This is a genomic window from Niastella caeni, from assembly GCF_004834005.1.
In the GTDB taxonomy this organism is placed as follows: domain Bacteria; phylum Bacteroidota; class Bacteroidia; order Chitinophagales; family Chitinophagaceae; genus Niastella; species Niastella caeni.
Genome location: NZ_STFF01000003.1, coordinates 768,603 through 786,088, shown reverse-complemented (window position 1 = coordinate 786,088; position 17,486 = coordinate 768,603). Strand labels below are relative to the sequence as shown.

Genomic DNA, 17,486 nt, shown 5'->3' with positions numbered 1-17,486 from the left:
AAATGACTAAAATCATTTTTTATTTTTTTGGTAAGCGGCGAATTTGGAGGGTTTAGGGCTGTTTTTGAGGTATTGACAGCCCCTTGTTTTTAATTGAGTTGTAGCGGAAGCGCATTCGCATTCAGGTATAATCGCTCTTTACAGCCTTTACAATAATCATCTGCGCTGTTATCAACGGTTTGGATCCGCTCATTGGCATCACTCATGATGCAATTTTTGGACGGGCAATGGGGGAGCCCCATATTATGTCCTATTTCATGAATAACCACCGTGCGAAGCCGGTGTTTAAAGCGCTTATTATCGCTTGTTTGCAGTCGATGGTCGCTCACCACGCAGGAGCGGCCCGGCATATAACCCTGTCCAAAAATGCCCCATACGGCGTAGGTGCTCTCCGGTTCTTTAATATGCCCGTTTTCCCGCCTCGTCGTAAAAATATCTTTATGAGTGAAGCCCACCACCTGCGATATGGAATCGGGTGCGGTATGCGCCAGCCATTTAATTATAGAATCGGCCGAATACCGTTCTCCTTTCGACATATTTATAAAGGAAGCCGGCATCCCGGTTTCTTTGAGAATGAAAATGGGTGTCTTAAAGAATTGTTGTAACTCCTTCCGGATAAACTGCAATTGTTGCTGATCGTAATGGCCAATAGACTGAAGGGCAATGATCCGTTTTTTCGCCGGCCTGGCCGGGTTGGAACAATAGGTTAACAGGGTAGTGGTTAACAGTAAAATTATTATACGGTTATAGCTCATGGTGGAGTTGGGATGGGATTGATTGCTTAACTTCTTTATTATAAATGTAGTATTGGGGAAGTATTTTAATAAGTTCTGCGCTTTATTATTTGTTAAATATTGACTATCAATTTTATAAATAAGTTTTTTGCTGTTAAAAGTGGTGTATTCGCTTCTATTTTTTAAATTCTTCTTGATAATAATTTCTTAATTATGATTACACGGTAACGGAAAGCAACTCTTTTTAATTTGCACCCGGTATTTGGTTTCATGGTGCTGCTAAACGATAGCTAAAATAACGTGGCCTTGTGAGTTGGACTGTTGCATGCAGAATTTTTTACATGAAATCAGAAACCTTTATTAATTTAGGTATTGATAACTAAACGCTGCAAGTGGGAAACGCTGAAAAATTGTTACTGCAAAAAATTGCTGGCAACGATCAACAGTCATTCCAGGTATTGTTCGATACCTGGTGGGAACCAATGTTTCAATATGCCTTTAAGGTATTGCAAAACCGTCACGACGCTGAAGAAGTAGTGCAGGACTTTTTCATTCATTTCTGGAATAAACGTCATGAACTCCCCGAACTACAATCGCTTTCCGCTTACTTATTTGCCGCATTAAAAAACCGTATTCTCAATCACCTCGCCAAAAAGAAATACCCGGTAACCAGTCTCGACGAATTATATAATAATGAAAGCGATTTTTCTCCTGCTAAAGGTCTTGAGCAAAAAGAGACCGACTCTACCCTGAGATCGCTGGTTAGTATGTTGCCTAATAAAATGAAACAGGTGTACGAACTGCACCAGTTCTCCGGTTTATCAGTTACCGAAATAGCCAATGCCACCGGCAATTCTGAACAAACCGTCCGCAACCAGTTGAATACTGCGGTCAAAAAGTTAAGTATGGTATGGAAGGCGGAATTACTCTCCCTCATCGTTTTTTATTTTTTCTAAAAAAAAGTTTGCCGCCGGATAGTTAGACTTCCCATTTTACCTGTCTTTATGTTGAAGTTGGAAAAATATCATCGTTGAATCATCAGGAATATATAGATCAATTACTGGAGAAATTCAAGCGGAATGCCTGTTCTGAAGAAGAGTTGCAGGAGCTGTATAACTGGCTCGATGCGCAATCGGCTGCCGGCACTGGCTATTCCTTTGCCGATGACAATGCCCGGTTATTGCTCAAGAGCAGAATGCGCGATGCTATTTTTTCGAAACTGGTCGCCAACCCGCCGGTGAAAACCATTAACCGGTACCGGTGGATAAAATTCGCGGCCGCTGCAGTCGTGCTCATTGCCATCAGTAGTGTAGCGTATTGGCTCACTCGTCCGAAATTGATTGTGGTAGCCGCTGCGCCCGGTAAAGTAGAGAAAAAGGTATTACCCGACGGAAGTACCGTATGGTTGAACGACAATTCCGCCATTTCGTATTACAGCAATTTTTCCGGTCATCGAACTATTGAACTGAAACAGGGCGAAGCGTTTTTCGAAGTAAAGAAAGATCCCGCACATCCGTTTACGGTTCAGTCGAACAATGTAAGCACCACAGTAAAGGGAACTTCTTTTTCCGTGAAAATGATCGACCGTACCGGCGATATTAAAGTATCGGTTGTTACCGGTAAAGTATTGGTGCAGAAACTACAGGATACCCTCGGTTACCTGGTGCCCGGCCAACGATTACGCTATAACAAACAGCAAGGGGTAACGCTCATCGATTCTGTTCAGGCCGGCGAAGCCAACGCATGGATCCAGGGTGAGCTGTTCCTTCAAAATGCATCCTTACCCGAAGTGATACAATGGTTGCAAAACCACTTTAAAGTGACCGTGCAAAACAATCGTTCAGATTATAAAGGCGATTATTATCTGCAGGTGAAACGGGATATTACCCTGGAAGAAGTGATCAGGATCTTAAACCTGCTTGGCACGAAAGATCAAATTCAGTTTTCGTTACATAACCAGACAGTCTTCATTCAATAATTAATCCTTAACGATTTTTTTATGAGTCCTTCTGTACACAGATGGAAAGCAATCTGCATGCTTTCACGGGCCGCCATGCTGTTGAGCTTGCTGGCGCTGATCCTGCCACTAACGGCGCAAACAGCCAACCCGCTTAAAAAAACGATCCTTATTGATGTTGAACAGCAGCCGCTTGAAAAAGTACTGGCCGACATTGCCGCCAGCACTCAGGTGAAGTTTGCTTTTGATGGCAATGAAGTGAAAATGTATACAGTAACATTACATGAAAAAAAGAAGATCACCCTTGAAGAGGCGCTCCGGAAGATATTGCATAATACAAATCTTGATTTTGAAAGCCATGCCAATACCATCGTGATCTTTAATAAAGAAAAGATCAAAGCTGCAACAGGAGGAACAAGCATGCAAACCGACGCCAACGCTATCGTGTCCTCATCGGGTAGTCAGGTGTTTACCGGTACCGTAACAGATGATGCCGGTCCGTTGCCCGGGGTTACGGTCACCATCAAAGGCACAAACATAGGCACGCAAACCGATGCGAAAGGCGTGTTTAGTCTGGATGCGGATGGTGAGTCGATCACTGTTGTTATTTCTTATGTTGGGTATGTAACAAAGGAAGTAATCTTAAAGGCAGGTATATCCAACGCCATCAAATTGGAACTGGAAGAATCGAAGTTAAATACGGTAGTGGTTGTGGGATATGGCACCCAAAAAAGAGCGACCGTTTCAGGTGCGGTAACAGATGTAAAATTGGATAAGGTGGCATCGCGCTCTGCGCACAACTTCACCGAAATGTTGCAGGGTAAAGCGCCTGGTGTGATCGTTCAAAACGAAGGCGGCGATCCAACAGCATTACCCCGGGTGAACGTTCGTGGTTTGGGTGGTATCAATGGGGAGAGTGTTTTATATGTGGTAGATGGGGTAGTAGCCAACGGTACACCAGTGGTAAACCCTTCTGAAATTGAAAATATTTCTGTGTTGAAAGATGCCTCGGCAGCCATTTACGGGGCGCGTGCTTCCGGTGGTGTTATTCTCATTACAACAAAAAAAGGGAAGGCAGGTGCTGCATCCATTACGCTCGATGCCAAATATGGTACGCAAAAAGCCTGGCGCAAATTACAGCCATTGAATGCGAAGGAATATGCCGATATGATGAACCTGGCTGCTGATAATGCCGGCAAACCAAGATTGCCTGCTTTTAATGCTACCACCTATCCCGATGGACAAATCACCCGCACCAACTGGATGGATGAGATTTTCAGGACCGGTAAAATAAACGATTATAACATTAATATTAACGGCGGTAATGAAAAGTCGAAATACTTTATGGGCTTTGGCTACCGTAAAGCGGAAGGTACATTGTTGAACACGTATGCAGAACGGTATAATTTCCGCCTTAATTCCGATCACCAGTTGAAGCCCTGGTTGAAAGTAGGCGAGAACCTGCAATACACCTATACCAATGGGAATGGCGCCAATACCCAAAGCGCTTACACGGGCGCTATTTTATCAGCTATCTTTTATCCGCCAGGTGTTGCCCCTTACAATGCCAATGGTACCTATGCCGGCCTGCCTGCCTTATATGCGGGTAACTATGGGGATGTGATAAACCCGGTTGCCTATTTGAACCGGTTAGATTTTAAGAACCCGGTGAATGGTATTTTGATCAATCCGTATGTAGATATAAAACTATTACCCGATCTCACCTTCCGCAGCAATTTCGCGCTTACCAAAAGCTTTTCCACTACCAAAGAGTTCACCATGCGGGTACTGGAAATAGGAAAGATCTTTGATTACAACCAGCTTTCAATTGGCAATGATAATACCAGCAACCTGCTGGCTGAACAAACGCTCTCTTATAACAGATCATTCGGTGTACATCATCTCGCTGCTGTTGCAGGTTATGTGTACCAGCACGAGCAGTGGGAAGGTTCTTATGCCTATGCGCAGAATTTTACCGACGAACGCGTAGCTTACCGGTACTTTCAAAATGCCAATAGTATTTTCAAGCCCACCAGCTACAAGACGGAAAGGGCGCTTATTTCGTATCTGGCGCGTGTGAACTATGACTACGAAGAAAAATACCTGCTTACTTTATTAGGCCGGCGCGATGGTTCTTCCCTGGTAGCCAGGGGCAACAAGTTTGAAAGTTATTATTCAGCCTCTGGCGGTTGGGTAGTTACCCGCGAAAAATTTATGCATGGTATTTCCTGGTTAAACAACCTGAAACTTCGTACCAGCTATGGTTTACTGGGTAACCTGGGAAGCTTGCCGGTAAACATGGTGAATGTGCCATTGGCTGCCACTACCGCTTACCTGGGCCAGGACCCTGCACAGGTGTATGGATATGCCGAAAATGCCTTGTCAAATCCCTATATGAGATGGGCCAATTCCAGTCAATTTAACATAGGCGCTGATGTAGCTGTGTTGAACAACCGCCTTTCGCTGACTGCCGATTATTTTATCAAGAATACAGGGAAAATGCTGTACCAGCTTCCGCCGACGGGAACCAGTGGGGTAAGCAATGGTAAATGGGCGAATGTGGGTAAGGCGCAGGATAAAGGAATTGAACTGGGTATTAATTATAGTGGTAATCCCAAGGCTGCCTTTCAATATAGCATAGGCGCCACGGTAACCAAAGTATCGAATAAATTAATTTCTTTAACCGATAACTATACGGTTGTTTCAACGGCTGGAATAAACATCCGTAGCACGCTAACGCCGGTATTAATGCGGGTGGGCGATCCTATATATTCTTATTTCGTAGTGCCCACAGCCGGTTTGTTTAAATCGCAGGACGAAGTAAATAATTATAAGAATAAAGCTGGCAACCTTATACAACCGAATGCCAAACCCGGCGACCTGAAGTTTCTGGATGTAAGCGGCAATGGTAAAATTGATGACAGCGATCGCGTAGTACAAAAAGGCGCTTACCCCAATTTCACTTACGGCTTTAGTTTTAATGCGAGCTATAAAAATTTCGACCTGAACATCTTTGTACAGGGCGTACATGGCAACAAAATATTCAATGGCCTGAAATACCTGGCCATGCAGGCAGGGGTAAGCGGTCAGAACTATAACATGCTGAACGATGTGTTGAATGCCTGGACCCCCGCTAATCCCAATGCCAGCATTCCCCGGGTTTCTTTAAGCGATCCCAATGGCAACTTCAGCACCACCAGCGACTGGTACCTCGAAAATGGTTCTTACGCCCGTGTCAAGAACGTAACCCTGGGTTATACATTACCTGGCACGTTAGCGAAACGCGTTAAATTAAATACCCTGCGGGTATACGTAACAGCTAATAATCTAATAACGATTACAAACTATAGCGGTTTCGACCCTGAAGTGGGTATGAGCTTTAATGGTATAGATAACGGCCGGTATCCACAGGCCCGGTCCGTATTTGTTGGGGTAAACGTTAACTTCTAACAGCATAAGCAAAAAGAATATGAAAAAGACACTCAATACGATCATTATATTTTGCATGGCTGCTATTGTTTTGAATAGTTGTGCAAAGAAACTGGATATTGAACCGGAAGGTTCACCCGTAGTCGGTAACTTCTGGAAAACGTCAGCCGATGCCATCAGTGGCGCCAATGCCCTGTATGAACAATTTGATGGGGAAGAATTTTACGGCCGCGGTTATATGTGGTATATGAACGCCAGCGATGATATGGTAACCGGCCGTTCAAATGCCAAGGCTGAAAATGTAAAGAATTTCAACAGCGCTACACCAGGTGTATCTTACCTCACCGATCAATGGAAGATGCGCTATATAGTTATTAAACGCACCAATGATGTAATACTGAATGTGCCGGGTATTAATATGGATGCAAATCTGAAGAACAGGATCCTGGGCGAAGCTTATTTTTTACGCGGACTGATGTACTTCCAGTTGTCGTATAATTATGGTAATGAAAATAGCGGTGTGCCTATTGTTACCGAGGAAAATTCATCGAGCACCGCACCGGTTGCGCGTACTGCCAGTGTAAGTGAGAATTATACACTGATAGAAAGCGATCTTAAGAAAGCTGCGGCGCTCCTGCCTTATTTTGATATGTATGCTGTAACAGATTATGGCCGGGGGCACAAAACCGCAGCATGGGCGTACCTGTCGAAAATGTACCTGTATACAAAGAGCTGGGCCAATGCCGAAAAGTATGCCGACTCGGTTATTAACAGTGGTAAACATGCCCTGCTGACCAACTTCACCGATGTGTTTACCGTTGCCAATAACTGGAGTAAAGAATATATCTGGAGTGCGCTTAGTACACCCAAAGGAACTGGTGGCTGGGGAAGCATTCTGCCTGGTGTAATGCTGGAAAACAAAGGCTGGGGCAAGTACAATGGCTGGGGATATTTTACACCCACCAAAGAATTGTATGATGCTTATGAAACAGGGGATAAGCGTAGAGAAGCTACCATCCTGAAGCCCGGCGATACCTTTAAATTTTTCGGGAAAGATACCATCTATGGTTCCAATAACAGTTTAAGTGGCTACCAGTTCAGGAAATACATGGAACCTTTTTCTTATTCCAATCCAATTGGTACGTATATCAGTCCAAATGGCGATCACCCTACTACAGCCTTGAACCCGCCGTTGTTGCGGTATGCGGAAGTAGTGCTGATAAAAGCAGAAGCAAAAATAATGCAGGGTAAAAGTGCCGATGCGGAGATCAATGCCATTCGCACCCGCGCGGGGTTGACAGCTGTATCCGGCGCTACAATAGCAGAGTTGAAAAAGCAACGCCGTTGTGAGTTGGCCGGTGAATGGGCCGACCGTCACCGCGACCTGGTTCGCTGGGGTGATGCACAAGCCGTGTATGCGCAGCCGTTGCATGGGTTTTCCGGCGCTGTTATCTGGCCGGCAAGAACGTTTAATCCTGCCGTGCATAATGTATGGCCGGTTCCCTCAAATGAGATCAGCAATAGTGGCGGGGTGATAAAACAAAGCACTGGTTGGTAAATCAGTTGTATGTAAAGCAATTATTATTTTATAAATAATATAAAAGTGAAAACCCTGATGGTGGTAGCTTTGTGTTTACCCTGTCGGGGTTTTACTAATTGAGTTATTATGTTCGTTAGTTCCTTAGTTCGAAGTTGTGCTCAACTTAATAACTCAAAAACTGAATAACTTAATAACTCATGAACAAGCTGTTTTTATTCGTATCGTTTTTTATTGCCACATGTTCTTTTTCGCAACCCATCAGTTACACAGTTGCCAACGCCCATTCGCACAACGATTATGAACAGCCGGTCCCTTTGTTTACAGCCTACAATGAAGGCTTTGGCTCAATTGAAGCAGATCTCTTCTGGCACAATAACGAATTGCTGGTAGCTCATACTAAAAATGAGTTGGCATTGCATCGCACCCTCGAAGAATTGTATTTAAAACCAATACAGGCATTTATTGAAAAAAGCAATGGACATATTTATGCCGACAGTTCCCGCCGGTTACAATTAATGATAGATATTAAAACAGAAGCTGTCACCACGCTGAACAAACTGGTGGAGCTGTTGCAAAAATATCCACTGCTTACCCAATGTTCTTCCCTGCAAATTGCCATCAGCGGCAACCGGCCCGATTCAACGACCTATACATCTTACCCCGCTTTTATAAACTTTGATGGGGAGATCCAAAAGGAATATCCTGCTGCGGCGCTTTCCCGCATTGTGATGATGAGCGGCGACCTGAAGAGTTATACGGGATGGAATGGAAAAGGAATTATTCCTGCGCCGCAACGTGATACCCTGCAACGGTTGATAAGCCGGGCGCATGGGTTGAATAAACCCGTTCGTTTCTGGGGCGCGCCTGATTTCATCAATGCATGGTACCAACTGATCCACCTGCAGGTAGATTATATCAATACCGACAGCATAAAAGCAATAGCCGACTTCCTGCGAAAATTACCGGCCAGTTCCTATAAAAATAAAACCAGCTACAAACCTTACCAGCCAACGTATCAACATGATGGTGCTGATAAACCGGTAAAGAACATCCTGTTGTTCATAGGCGATGGAACGGGACTGGCGCAGTTGTACGCCGGCTATACTGCCAACAAAGGCGCATTGAATGTTTTCAATATGCGGTCTATCGGATTCTCAAAGACCAGTTCATACGACAATTATGTCACAGATTCCGCACCGGGTTCAACGGCTCTTGCATCCGGGGTAAAAACCAATAACCGGCATGTGGGCGTTGATCATACCGGTGTAGCCATTCCGCTGTTGCCGGTCTTTTTAAAAACAAGGAATATTAAAACCGGTCTGGTTACCTGCGGTGATATCACAGATGCCACACCGGCTGATTTTTATGCGCATCAACCAGAGCGGGATTCATCTGTAGCCATCCTGCGCGATCTGAAACGATCGGGCGTTGATATGCTGATGGGCTCTGCAAAAAGGATTGTATCAAATAGCAGTTTGTTGAAAGAGTTTTCACCACCCTTCAGCGTTGTTCAAAGCATCGACAGTGTTACTGCCGACCCTGCCAAAAAGTGGATAGTGATTGATAATAAAGCGGGTTTACCTGCTTTAAAGGGCCGGGAGAACTGGTTAGAGCAGGCTTTTTCAAAAGCAGTAAAAACATTGTCGAACAATAAAGCCGGCTTTTTTTTAATGACAGAGGGCGCGCAAATTGATCATGGCGGTCATACCAATAACATGTCGTATGTAGCCAGTGAGGTGATGGATTTTGACCAGGTAATTGGAAAGGCCCTGCAATTTGCAGATGCAGACGGGCAAACACTTGTTATTGTAACAGCCGATCATGAAACCGGCGGTTTGTCGTTGCTGGCCGGGGATTATGGAGATGGCTATGTAAGTGGCGTTTTTTCAACCAATGACCATACCGCCATACCCGTGCCGGTGTTTGCTTATGGCCCGCAATCATTCCGGTTCAGGGGCGTTTATGAGAATACAGCGTTGTTTTATAAGATGATGGAAGCGCTGAAGGTCCCGCTAAAGAAATAAAGTGTGCATTACCAACGCAGGAATTTGCCTATTCGGCTGAATTGATTATTTTCGAACCATTCAGGTAACTGCTGCTACACCAACTGACTGAACATGCAACAACAAAAAAGGTTCCTCGCTTTGGATGTGTTCCGGGGCATGACGATCTGTTTTATGATCATCGTAAATACTTCTCCCAGTGGAGACTTTACGTATGCGCCGCTGATGCACGCCCAATGGCATGGATTCACCCCCACAGACCTGGTTTTTCCATCTTTTTTATTTGCCGTAGGGAACGCCATGAGCTTTGTAATGCCCAAATGGGAAACGGCTACAACGTCATTCGTTCTTGCCAAAATATTCAAACGCACCCTGCTCATTTTTATCTTGGGTTACCTGATGTACTGGTTCCCCTTTGTGCGGTTAGATGAAGCTTCGGGAGAATATGTGTTCCTGCCCTTTGAAAAGACCCGCGTTTTTGGCGTTTTGCAACGCATTGCGCTGGCGTATTGCTTTGCCTCGTTAATGATCTACTTTTTAAAGTTCCGCACCACGGCTATTATTACCGCGGCGATCCTGTTACTATACTGGCCGGTGTTATATTTCTTTGGCGATGCGGCCGATCCCCTGTCGTTGCAGGGGAATGCGGTTTTAAAGCTCGATTTGCTGCTGGTTGGCCCTGATCACTTATACCATGGGAATGGCGTGCCGTTCGACCCGGAAGGCTTTTTAAGCACGTTCCCGGCCATCGGCAATGTAGTGGCGGGCTTTTGGGTAGGTAAGTTCCTGCAACAGAAAGGCGGCACGTACGAAGCGCTCACGAAGCTAATGCTGATTGGTTTCTCCTTCCTGGTATTGGCGCATTTCTGGAATTATGCATTTCCCATCAATAAAAAATTATGGACCAGCACTTTTGTGTTGCAAACGGTAGGGCTTGATTGTTTAATTATTGCTGCTATTGTATATATCGCCGACATTCAACATAAAACGTCCTGGACACCTTTCTTCCAGGTGTTTGGAAAAAATCCCTTGTTCATTTACCTGTTGTCTGAAGTATTGGTGATCCTTTGGAGTGTATTCCGGTTACCGTCGGGTACAACGGTCTTTACATGGATCTACGATAACCTCTTTATCCATTTTGCCTCGCCCTATTTCGGCGCATTTGTACAGGCAGTGCTGTATATGTTGTTGTGCTGGCTGGTAGGGTATTGGATGGATAAGAGGAAGATCTATGTGAGGGTGTAAAGGCAGCTATAAGCTGTAAGCCGAAAGCTGTAAACCGAATACAGGGGAAAGCCTAGACTGTATTCCATTTTCAAATTTTCAAATTATCAAATTTTCAAATTAGCCCCGTTCTCTCCATAAACTCATTCGTAAACACTTTCTGTGTAAAATCATCCAGCAATTTATGGCGGGCGGTCAGCCATTTGTTGACGGCGGCATCGCCATACATCTGGCGAATGCGCGCTTCCGTAAGGTTGAAGTTGATCTTGCCCCAGTGTAAGGTATAGGGAAGGCCAATTTCTTCAAACCGGTTCCATACGCTGGTAAAGAACTTTCGACTGGTAGCTGATTCAACGCCATCCATTTCCAGCACACAGGTCTTTTCGAATTTGTTAAAGCCCAGCGTTGCTTTTGTTCCTTTAACAAAACGCAATGCCAGCGCACCGGCAAACGGGGTCTTCGCATTCAATTGAACGATTTCCTCTATGGCGCGGCTTGAATCGGCTGTGTCGATGGCAATGGCGGCGCTCGCGGCTTTTCCGCGAAACCGCGTATTGGTAAATATTTCTCCAATGGTGCCGGTTACTTCTTCATTGGCGGCAAATGCCAAGGGAAATAATTTGGTGACCAGTGGCGGCACCAGTTTCTGTGTTAATTTCTTGCCGATATTGTCAAGAATGCTTTGCACAAGGCCAAGCAGTTCATCGCCATATTGAAAATTACCGCCGGGCAATGCCGGCTTTGTATAATCGGTGCGGTATGGGGTTTTGTACATTACTTTCAGGTACACCCCTTTGTCGGCATCATTCACGGCAAACCGGTGTGGGTTCACCAATACTTCAAAATGATATAAACTACGGCCAGGGCTTTCGGGCGGGAAGGGGAGAAAACTTGTTAGGGCATCAAAGTTCCATTCGTTAATAGCCTGTTTCAATTTTTCGTTATAGGGAATGTTGGCAGATGTATATTTTTCCAGCAGGTAAATAGGTTCTGTTTCCAGCAAAACGCCATGTATAAAACCAAAACTGCCGAAGCTTACTACGGCGGCGTTAAACAAGTCATCATCACGAAATACTTCTGCGCCCAGCCAATCGATAAACGCCTGCGATGCAACAGGGTTCGAAGCCCGTTCGAGCCATACATGCCGGTTGGCGCCCGTAATAATATGTAAACCGACAATTGCGTCATGCACGGCGCCTGCTTTAAAACCGGCGCCATGGGTACCGGTTGCGGTGGCGCCTACAATGGTTTGTCCATTGCTGGCCCCTGAAGCGCGCAAGCAACGCAGCCAGCCGTTTTCCTGTTCCAGCTCTTTATTCATTTGCAAAATGCTCATTCCGCATTGTGTAAAAACAAGGTCTTTTGCGGTTTTGCCGGTAGCCAGGTATTGTGGCGATAAAAAACTTTCACCCATGCTGAAGAAGGTGCGCAGTTCCCGGGTATCAACCAGTCCGCCATTGCAAACGCCTACATCGCTAAAACTCCAGCCATTGCCCATGGCGCGCAAGCGGATGTTATTATCAATAGCATGTTGTATGAGCCATTGAAAATTTTTTGTGGTGGCGTGATAATTTTTTTCTGATTCAGCAAAGGCAAAGGGCAGGCGCATATTAAAGCTGGCATCCTTTGTTAATTTCACAGAGAAGTTCTGGTGACCGTTTTGCCAGTCGGTGATCGGAAGCAACGTTATACCTTCAGGTAATGCCATATGAAAAGTTTTTAACTATATCAACTCTGTCAACTCGTCAACTAATAATACTAATTCCCTAACCTGCCGGGCTGCAGATTGGGAGGCGCACAACACCAGGATATTTTTTGCGGTATTACAATGCCCAGCGTTATAACCGTTAATAACACGTTGCCCGGTGTAGATTTCACCACTACTTTATTCAGGTGGTTATACCGTTTATCACATGGCGGTTGTATATCTTTTGATTGCTTCAGTCCCCAGAAATAATGCCACACGGTGGTGTCTTTATTCACATTTGCCGCGTCGGCGCAATCGTATTCCGTTATTATTTTGGTGCTGCTGCAACTGGTGAGCAAACAGGTTATTACAGGGAGAACTACTAGTAAAAGTAGAGGCAGTTGTTTTGTTAATGTCGCTGGCAATAGCATATTGTTTGTTTAAAAAGGTGCGTGGGTAGGTGCGGAACAGCATGAAATAAGGACAAATCTAGGGGTTTGTAACGGGCATAACAATACCACTAAGGGGGTAACAGCATTTAATGATGATCGTCAAAATAATTCATTGATCACAAAACAATATCAAACAGGGATTTATAATAGTGTTGAGAAATGTGTGAAAATTATGACAACAACTTTTGCCTGATGGTACAACAAAATGCGTTTACTTTGGAGTTCCGGGACAACTGCACGGTATTACAACGATAGATCAACTGCAAGCAACAACCACAACAATAAATTTTACATAGGTATGCAAACTCTCTCTCCCCGAAAATATGTGCAAATGAAGGCGCGTACACTGCCTGTGAGTAAATGTATGGTGAACAAAGATTGGGAAGAAAGCCAGATTGCCAATGTATCGGTAATGCGAAAACACTCAAATGGCAATGTTACTATTGGTTTGTACAGGGTTGATCTACTATGCCTGGGCGTAAAGGACACAGTGTTTTTTTTCAATACATCTGAAAATGAATTTTTTTCTGAATACAGCCTGGAATTGGCTGAATTTAAAGAGATAGATTATGCGCTGGCGCATAATATTATTTATGCCGGTCACGATTTTGCGTTGGAATTCGATATTCATCCGCATCATAATTTTGAAGTTACCCGCTTTATATTGGAAGAAGATGACCATGCTATACCCGTTATTGAAGTGCCGGTAGGTACAGATGGATTACCGCATTTGATCGTTGAAAAGCCTGGTCAGTTTGCTGACATTTTGGCCAAGCTGAAACAATATGCCGGCGAGGGAAATTATTATTATACAATAGAAGATCCGGATGTGCCGCCCCGTTTACGCGATGATGTACAAACATCAGAGTTATTGATGGATACCATACCGGCGGGGGAAGTGAGTTTGAGCAATGTGCAAAGCATTCGCTCAGATGATATGCTGAATACCGAAAAGGTGCAACAGCGTTCGGTAATGGAACAGATAACCATTCATGCCGAATTGCTCACGCGTTTATTGCCGCCCGAAATAAATACCTGTACACCAGCCGAAGAACTCGTGTGGCATGAGATGTGGGATGAAATTGGCCACGGTGCGCCAACCCCTAATAATGTATTGGAAGAACATGTTGAAGAACACGTTGAAGTAACCAGGCTTACAGATGATCTGGCTGAAATACTCGATCGCAGTAACGAGCAATTGATGCACCAGTTCGAAACAAAAATGATTGAACTGGCTAATAAATATGCGCACAATCCGCTTGCCTTGCAAACCATTTACGAACAGGGCATCCTGCTCGACCTGGAAGCGGTGTGCACCGTGGCCCGGCATCATGCGTTGAAAATGTACAAATATTTTCCGGTGTTGCATTTTAGCCTGGCACTGGGCGCCCTGATACAACAGGCGCCCGATGATCGTTTTGAGAACCTGTATGCCTACCAGGATATTAGGGAGGCCGTGCCCGGGTATGAACAATACCATGCATCGGAAGTGATCAACTTCTGGTTGATACGGTTATGGATATGCCTGGAGCAAAAAGATATTAAGCGGTCTGTTCAATATTATTTTATGCTGGTTGATGGTAAAGCTACCGGCTGGTTATTGTTACCCGTACTTGAAAAATACGTGGAAGTGTTGTACCGGTATAATAAAGCATTGAAAGATCTGGAACAGGGAAGAAAAGCAAGAATATGATCTGTGTAATATAAATTCGATCGTTTTGCTACTTGTGGTTGTTTTGTCATTGCATAGCTCATATTTATCTGCAATATTCACCATTCACCGTTGATCATTGACGAGTTAATATACAAAGATTAATATTGGATTAACCTGGGTTATAATATTTTATCGCTTATATTTGCGCAGCTCTTCTTACAATGGATGTACATTAAGCAATTATGCTTTACAATAAATGCAGCCATTGACCGTTTAACAATAGTATTTGCCTGCCTTCATCTGCATTATCTCCCTGATTCAACTACTTGCCAATTCTTGCCTTTGAAGTTTTCGCTTCTTGCCTGTGAATAAATTCGTCCTGAGCGGAGCCGGTCCTGAGCGGAGCCGGTCCTGAGCGGAGCCGGTCCTGAGCGGAGCCGGTCCTGAGCGGAGCCGAAGGATGCCTGCCATTTTGAAAAAGCAGCAATTTTTAAATCATAAAAATTTAACCAATGGCACAAAAGGGCTTTCTTATCGACATGGATGGGGTTATTTACAAAGGCAGTGAACCAATACCCGGCGCAGTTGAATTCATTAATTCATTGCGTGAAAAGGGTTATCCATTTTTATTCTTAACGAATAACAGTCAGCGTACACCCCGCGATGTGTGCTACAAATTGCGCAAATTAGGTTTTAATGTAAACGACGAAGATATTTTCACCTGTGCTATGGCTACTGCGCGTTACCTGGCTTCGCGTAAAACGCATGGTACGGCTTATGTAATAGGGGAGGGTGGTTTGTTGACCGAATTGCATAATGTTGGTTATTCTATTGTTGATGATCATCCTGATTATGTGATCATCGGCGAAGGCCGCACCATCATGCTGGAATCGGTTGATAAAGCTATTAACATGATCATGAACGGATCGAAACTGATAGCTACCAACCTCGATCCCAATTGCCCTGTGGGCAGCGGAAAATACCGGGCCGGTTGTGGCGCTTTTGTCGCTATGCTTGAATTTGCTACCGGTAAACAGGCATTTAGCGTAGGTAAACCAAGCCCGGTGATGATGCGTATGGCCCGGAAGATCTTACAATTGTCAACCGATGAAACCATTATGATCGGCGACACCATGAGCACAGACATCCTGGGTGCAGGCTCTATGGGTTTTACCACCGTATTAACCTTGTCAGGCGTAACCAGGGAAGCTGACCTCGATCAGTTTGGTTATGCGCCTGATTTTATTATAAAGTCTGTAAAGGACCTGCTCAATGATGACTTGTTTGCGCAGGTGTGCGATAAGCAGCATGAGCCGGTATTGAATGTGGCGTAGAGGATCAACAAAAAAGCGTTTTTTATAAGTTCGCAATTACTACATGTTTAAGAGGGTGCAGCAACATGCTGCGCCTCTTTTTTTTATGCCGGCGTAATTCACATAGTATTTATCAGGTATATTTTTGGTTTTGCCGGGTTGTTTTTTGGCTTTAAATTGCCATGATTTTCCAACCCCATTATATTATGGGCAATCGCCATAATATACTTCCCTGAACTGTACGGTAGCCTATTAAAACAGGGGCTTATTCAATTTGCTTTCAGGCAATTGTACAACTGTACTAATAATGAGAAAATATATACTGGTAATAATTCACCTGGTTTGTATAGCGGTGGCTATACCTGGCTTCTGTCAGGATAATAAATGGCTGGCAGGGGCCTGGAATGGCGTGTATTTTGGCGAAAAAAGCAAACTGACCAAAACTTTCGATACCCGCCTGCAAATTGTAAAGGTCAACGGTTCGCAATTTGAAGGGGTGGTGCAATGTATCCTTCCCTCCGATACTACGATAAGATTGCATACCCGCATCACCGGCCGCATCTATAATGACCACATCATGACCAAGCTGAAGGAAGTGGTGTATTTCAAGGACCCACCCGGACAATATACCTGGGCCAAGAATTGTAATTTGTGCGACAGCATGAAATACACCTTTGAAAAGCAGGGCGATAGCGTGGTATTACAGGGTGAAAGAAAATGCGATACGCTTTGTAACATCGTAGCTCGCTATTCAAAACACGCTGGGTTGCTGGTTTATAAACCGGCTTTCTTATACGAGCCTGATATTACTCCCCGCAGGCTGACTGCAAAAACCGCCGGTACCAGCTTTAATTTTATTAAGCCCATATATAAAGATTCAATGGTGGGCCGTGATTTCATCGCCGGCAGGGCCGTCACCGCGCCTGCCCGATACGTCATTAACGCCGATTCCGCTGAAATACGATTGATGGATAATGGGGTGGTTGATGGCGATACCATCAGCATATTTTATAATGGCCAGTTGATCGTGCAAAAACTGGGATTAAAAGAAAAACCTTTTATAATTAAGGTGCCGCTTTTTCAAGGTTATCCCAACCGGTTGATTGTTTATGCTGAAAGCCTGGGAACTTTTCCGCCCAATACTGCATTGGTACGCGTGTTATATGGGAAGAAAGAAGAGAACTTTCTCCTTAGCTCAAGCATGTCGAAAAGCGGTAGCGTTGAGTTATATAATCCCTCAGATCCCTAAGCGGTGTTTGTAGTTTGTAGTTTGTGGTTTGTGGTTTGTGGTTTATGGTTTATGGTTTGTGGTTCTTTATTCGGGAAGTTTTCATTTATTCGGGTTTCACGATTTCCTTTTGTTTATTGCTCCCGATTGCTATCGGGATTGTATTTGGTTTTGCTGTACTGTTCAACTCTATTTTTTGGCTTTAGGCTGTATTTACGTGAAGCGTACAACGATTTTCACTTTATGCCTTTATGCCTCGTTGCTG

Annotated in this window: 12 protein-coding genes; 9 read left to right on the top strand and 3 right to left on the bottom strand. The window is 44.4% G+C overall.

Annotated elements, in window-relative coordinates; all coding sequences use genetic code 11:
- Positions 1 to 89 precede the first annotated feature (89 nt).
- Positions 90 to 755, bottom strand: coding sequence for a matrixin family metalloprotease (locus FAM09_RS14370; protein WP_136577809.1), 666 nt, complete (start codon positions 753 to 755; stop codon positions 90 to 92).
- 371 nt (positions 756 to 1,126) lie between these two features.
- Here FAM09_RS14370 and FAM09_RS14365 point away from each other — a divergent pair, with 371 nt between their 5' ends.
- The 6 genes from FAM09_RS14365 to FAM09_RS14340 all read left to right on the top strand — a co-directional run bounded on the left by FAM09_RS14365 (position 1,127) and on the right by FAM09_RS14340 (position 10,908).
- Positions 1,127 to 1,690: an RNA polymerase sigma factor gene (locus FAM09_RS14365; protein WP_166437145.1), complete on the top strand. Its 564-nt coding sequence runs from the start codon at positions 1,127 to 1,129 to the stop codon at positions 1,688 to 1,690.
- A 74-nt stretch (positions 1,691 to 1,764) separates the two neighbouring features.
- A complete protein-coding gene (locus tag FAM09_RS14360; protein WP_136577807.1) occupies positions 1,765 to 2,712 on the top strand; it encodes a FecR family protein in 948 nt (315 codons plus the stop codon).
- A gap of 57 nt (positions 2,713 to 2,769) precedes the next feature.
- Entirely contained in the window at positions 2,770 to 6,141 is a 3,372-nt protein-coding gene (locus FAM09_RS14355; RefSeq protein WP_243751675.1) for a TonB-dependent receptor, read from the top strand.
- Positions 6,142 to 6,160: 19 nt separating this feature from the next.
- A complete protein-coding gene (locus FAM09_RS14350) occupies positions 6,161 to 7,678 on the top strand; it encodes a RagB/SusD family nutrient uptake outer membrane protein (RefSeq protein ID WP_136577805.1) in 1,518 nt (505 codons plus the stop codon).
- 179 nt (positions 7,679 to 7,857) lie between these two features.
- Positions 7,858 to 9,684 carry an alkaline phosphatase gene (locus FAM09_RS14345; RefSeq protein WP_136577804.1) on the top strand — a complete coding sequence of 609 codons (1,827 nt, stop codon included), beginning with the start codon at positions 7,858 to 7,860 and terminating at the stop codon, positions 9,682 to 9,684.
- 93 nt (positions 9,685 to 9,777) lie between these two features.
- A complete protein-coding gene (locus tag FAM09_RS14340) occupies positions 9,778 to 10,908 on the top strand; it encodes an acyltransferase family protein (protein ID WP_136577803.1) in 1,131 nt (376 codons plus the stop codon).
- Positions 10,909 to 11,002: 94 nt separating this feature from the next.
- Here FAM09_RS14340 and FAM09_RS14335 read toward each other — a convergent pair whose 3' ends face one another.
- Complete coding sequence (locus tag FAM09_RS14335) at positions 11,003 to 12,595, bottom strand: FAD-binding protein (RefSeq protein WP_136577802.1); 1,593 nt, start codon at positions 12,593 to 12,595, stop codon at positions 11,003 to 11,005.
- A 50-nt stretch (positions 12,596 to 12,645) separates the two neighbouring features.
- Complete coding sequence (locus tag FAM09_RS14330; RefSeq protein ID WP_166437144.1) at positions 12,646 to 12,999, bottom strand: hypothetical protein; 354 nt, start codon at positions 12,997 to 12,999, stop codon at positions 12,646 to 12,648.
- 325 nt (positions 13,000 to 13,324) lie between these two features.
- Between FAM09_RS14330 and FAM09_RS14325 the strand changes: the two genes are divergently transcribed.
- From FAM09_RS14325 to FAM09_RS14315, 3 genes are all read left to right on the top strand, one after another.
- Positions 13,325 to 14,719: a hypothetical protein gene (locus FAM09_RS14325; protein ID WP_136577800.1), complete on the top strand. Its 1,395-nt coding sequence runs from the start codon at positions 13,325 to 13,327 to the stop codon at positions 14,717 to 14,719.
- 473 nt (positions 14,720 to 15,192) lie between these two features.
- The gene (locus FAM09_RS14320; RefSeq protein ID WP_136577799.1) at positions 15,193 to 16,014 is read left to right on the top strand and encodes an HAD-IIA family hydrolase; all 822 of its coding nucleotides are present in this window, start codon (positions 15,193 to 15,195) and stop codon (positions 16,012 to 16,014) included.
- Positions 16,015 to 16,300: 286 nt separating this feature from the next.
- Positions 16,301 to 17,242 carry a hypothetical protein gene (locus tag FAM09_RS14315; RefSeq protein WP_136577798.1) on the top strand — a complete coding sequence of 314 codons (942 nt, stop codon included), beginning with the start codon at positions 16,301 to 16,303 and terminating at the stop codon, positions 17,240 to 17,242.
- Positions 17,243 to 17,486 lie beyond the last annotated feature (244 nt).

Excerpts from the sequence above, each read along its gene's own strand:
- FAM09_RS14370 (WP_136577809.1), bottom strand. The coding sequence starts at position 755 with ATGAGCTATAACCGTATAATAATTTTACTGTTAACCACTACCCTGTTA.
- FAM09_RS14355 (WP_243751675.1), top strand. The coding sequence starts at position 2,770 with ATGCTTTCACGGGCCGCCATGCTGTTGAGCTTGCTGGCGCTGATCCTG.
- FAM09_RS14350 (WP_136577805.1), top strand. The coding sequence starts at position 6,161 with ATGAAAAAGACACTCAATACGATCATTATATTTTGCATGGCTGCTATT.
- FAM09_RS14345 (WP_136577804.1), top strand. The coding sequence starts at position 7,858 with ATGAACAAGCTGTTTTTATTCGTATCGTTTTTTATTGCCACATGTTCT.
- FAM09_RS14340 (WP_136577803.1), top strand. The coding sequence starts at position 9,778 with ATGCAACAACAAAAAAGGTTCCTCGCTTTGGATGTGTTCCGGGGCATG.
- FAM09_RS14335 (WP_136577802.1), bottom strand. The coding sequence starts at position 12,595 with ATGGCATTACCTGAAGGTATAACGTTGCTTCCGATCACCGACTGGCAA.
- FAM09_RS14325 (WP_136577800.1), top strand. The coding sequence starts at position 13,325 with ATGCAAACTCTCTCTCCCCGAAAATATGTGCAAATGAAGGCGCGTACA.
- FAM09_RS14320 (WP_136577799.1), top strand. The coding sequence starts at position 15,193 with ATGGCACAAAAGGGCTTTCTTATCGACATGGATGGGGTTATTTACAAA.
- FAM09_RS14315 (WP_136577798.1), top strand. The coding sequence starts at position 16,301 with ATGAGAAAATATATACTGGTAATAATTCACCTGGTTTGTATAGCGGTG.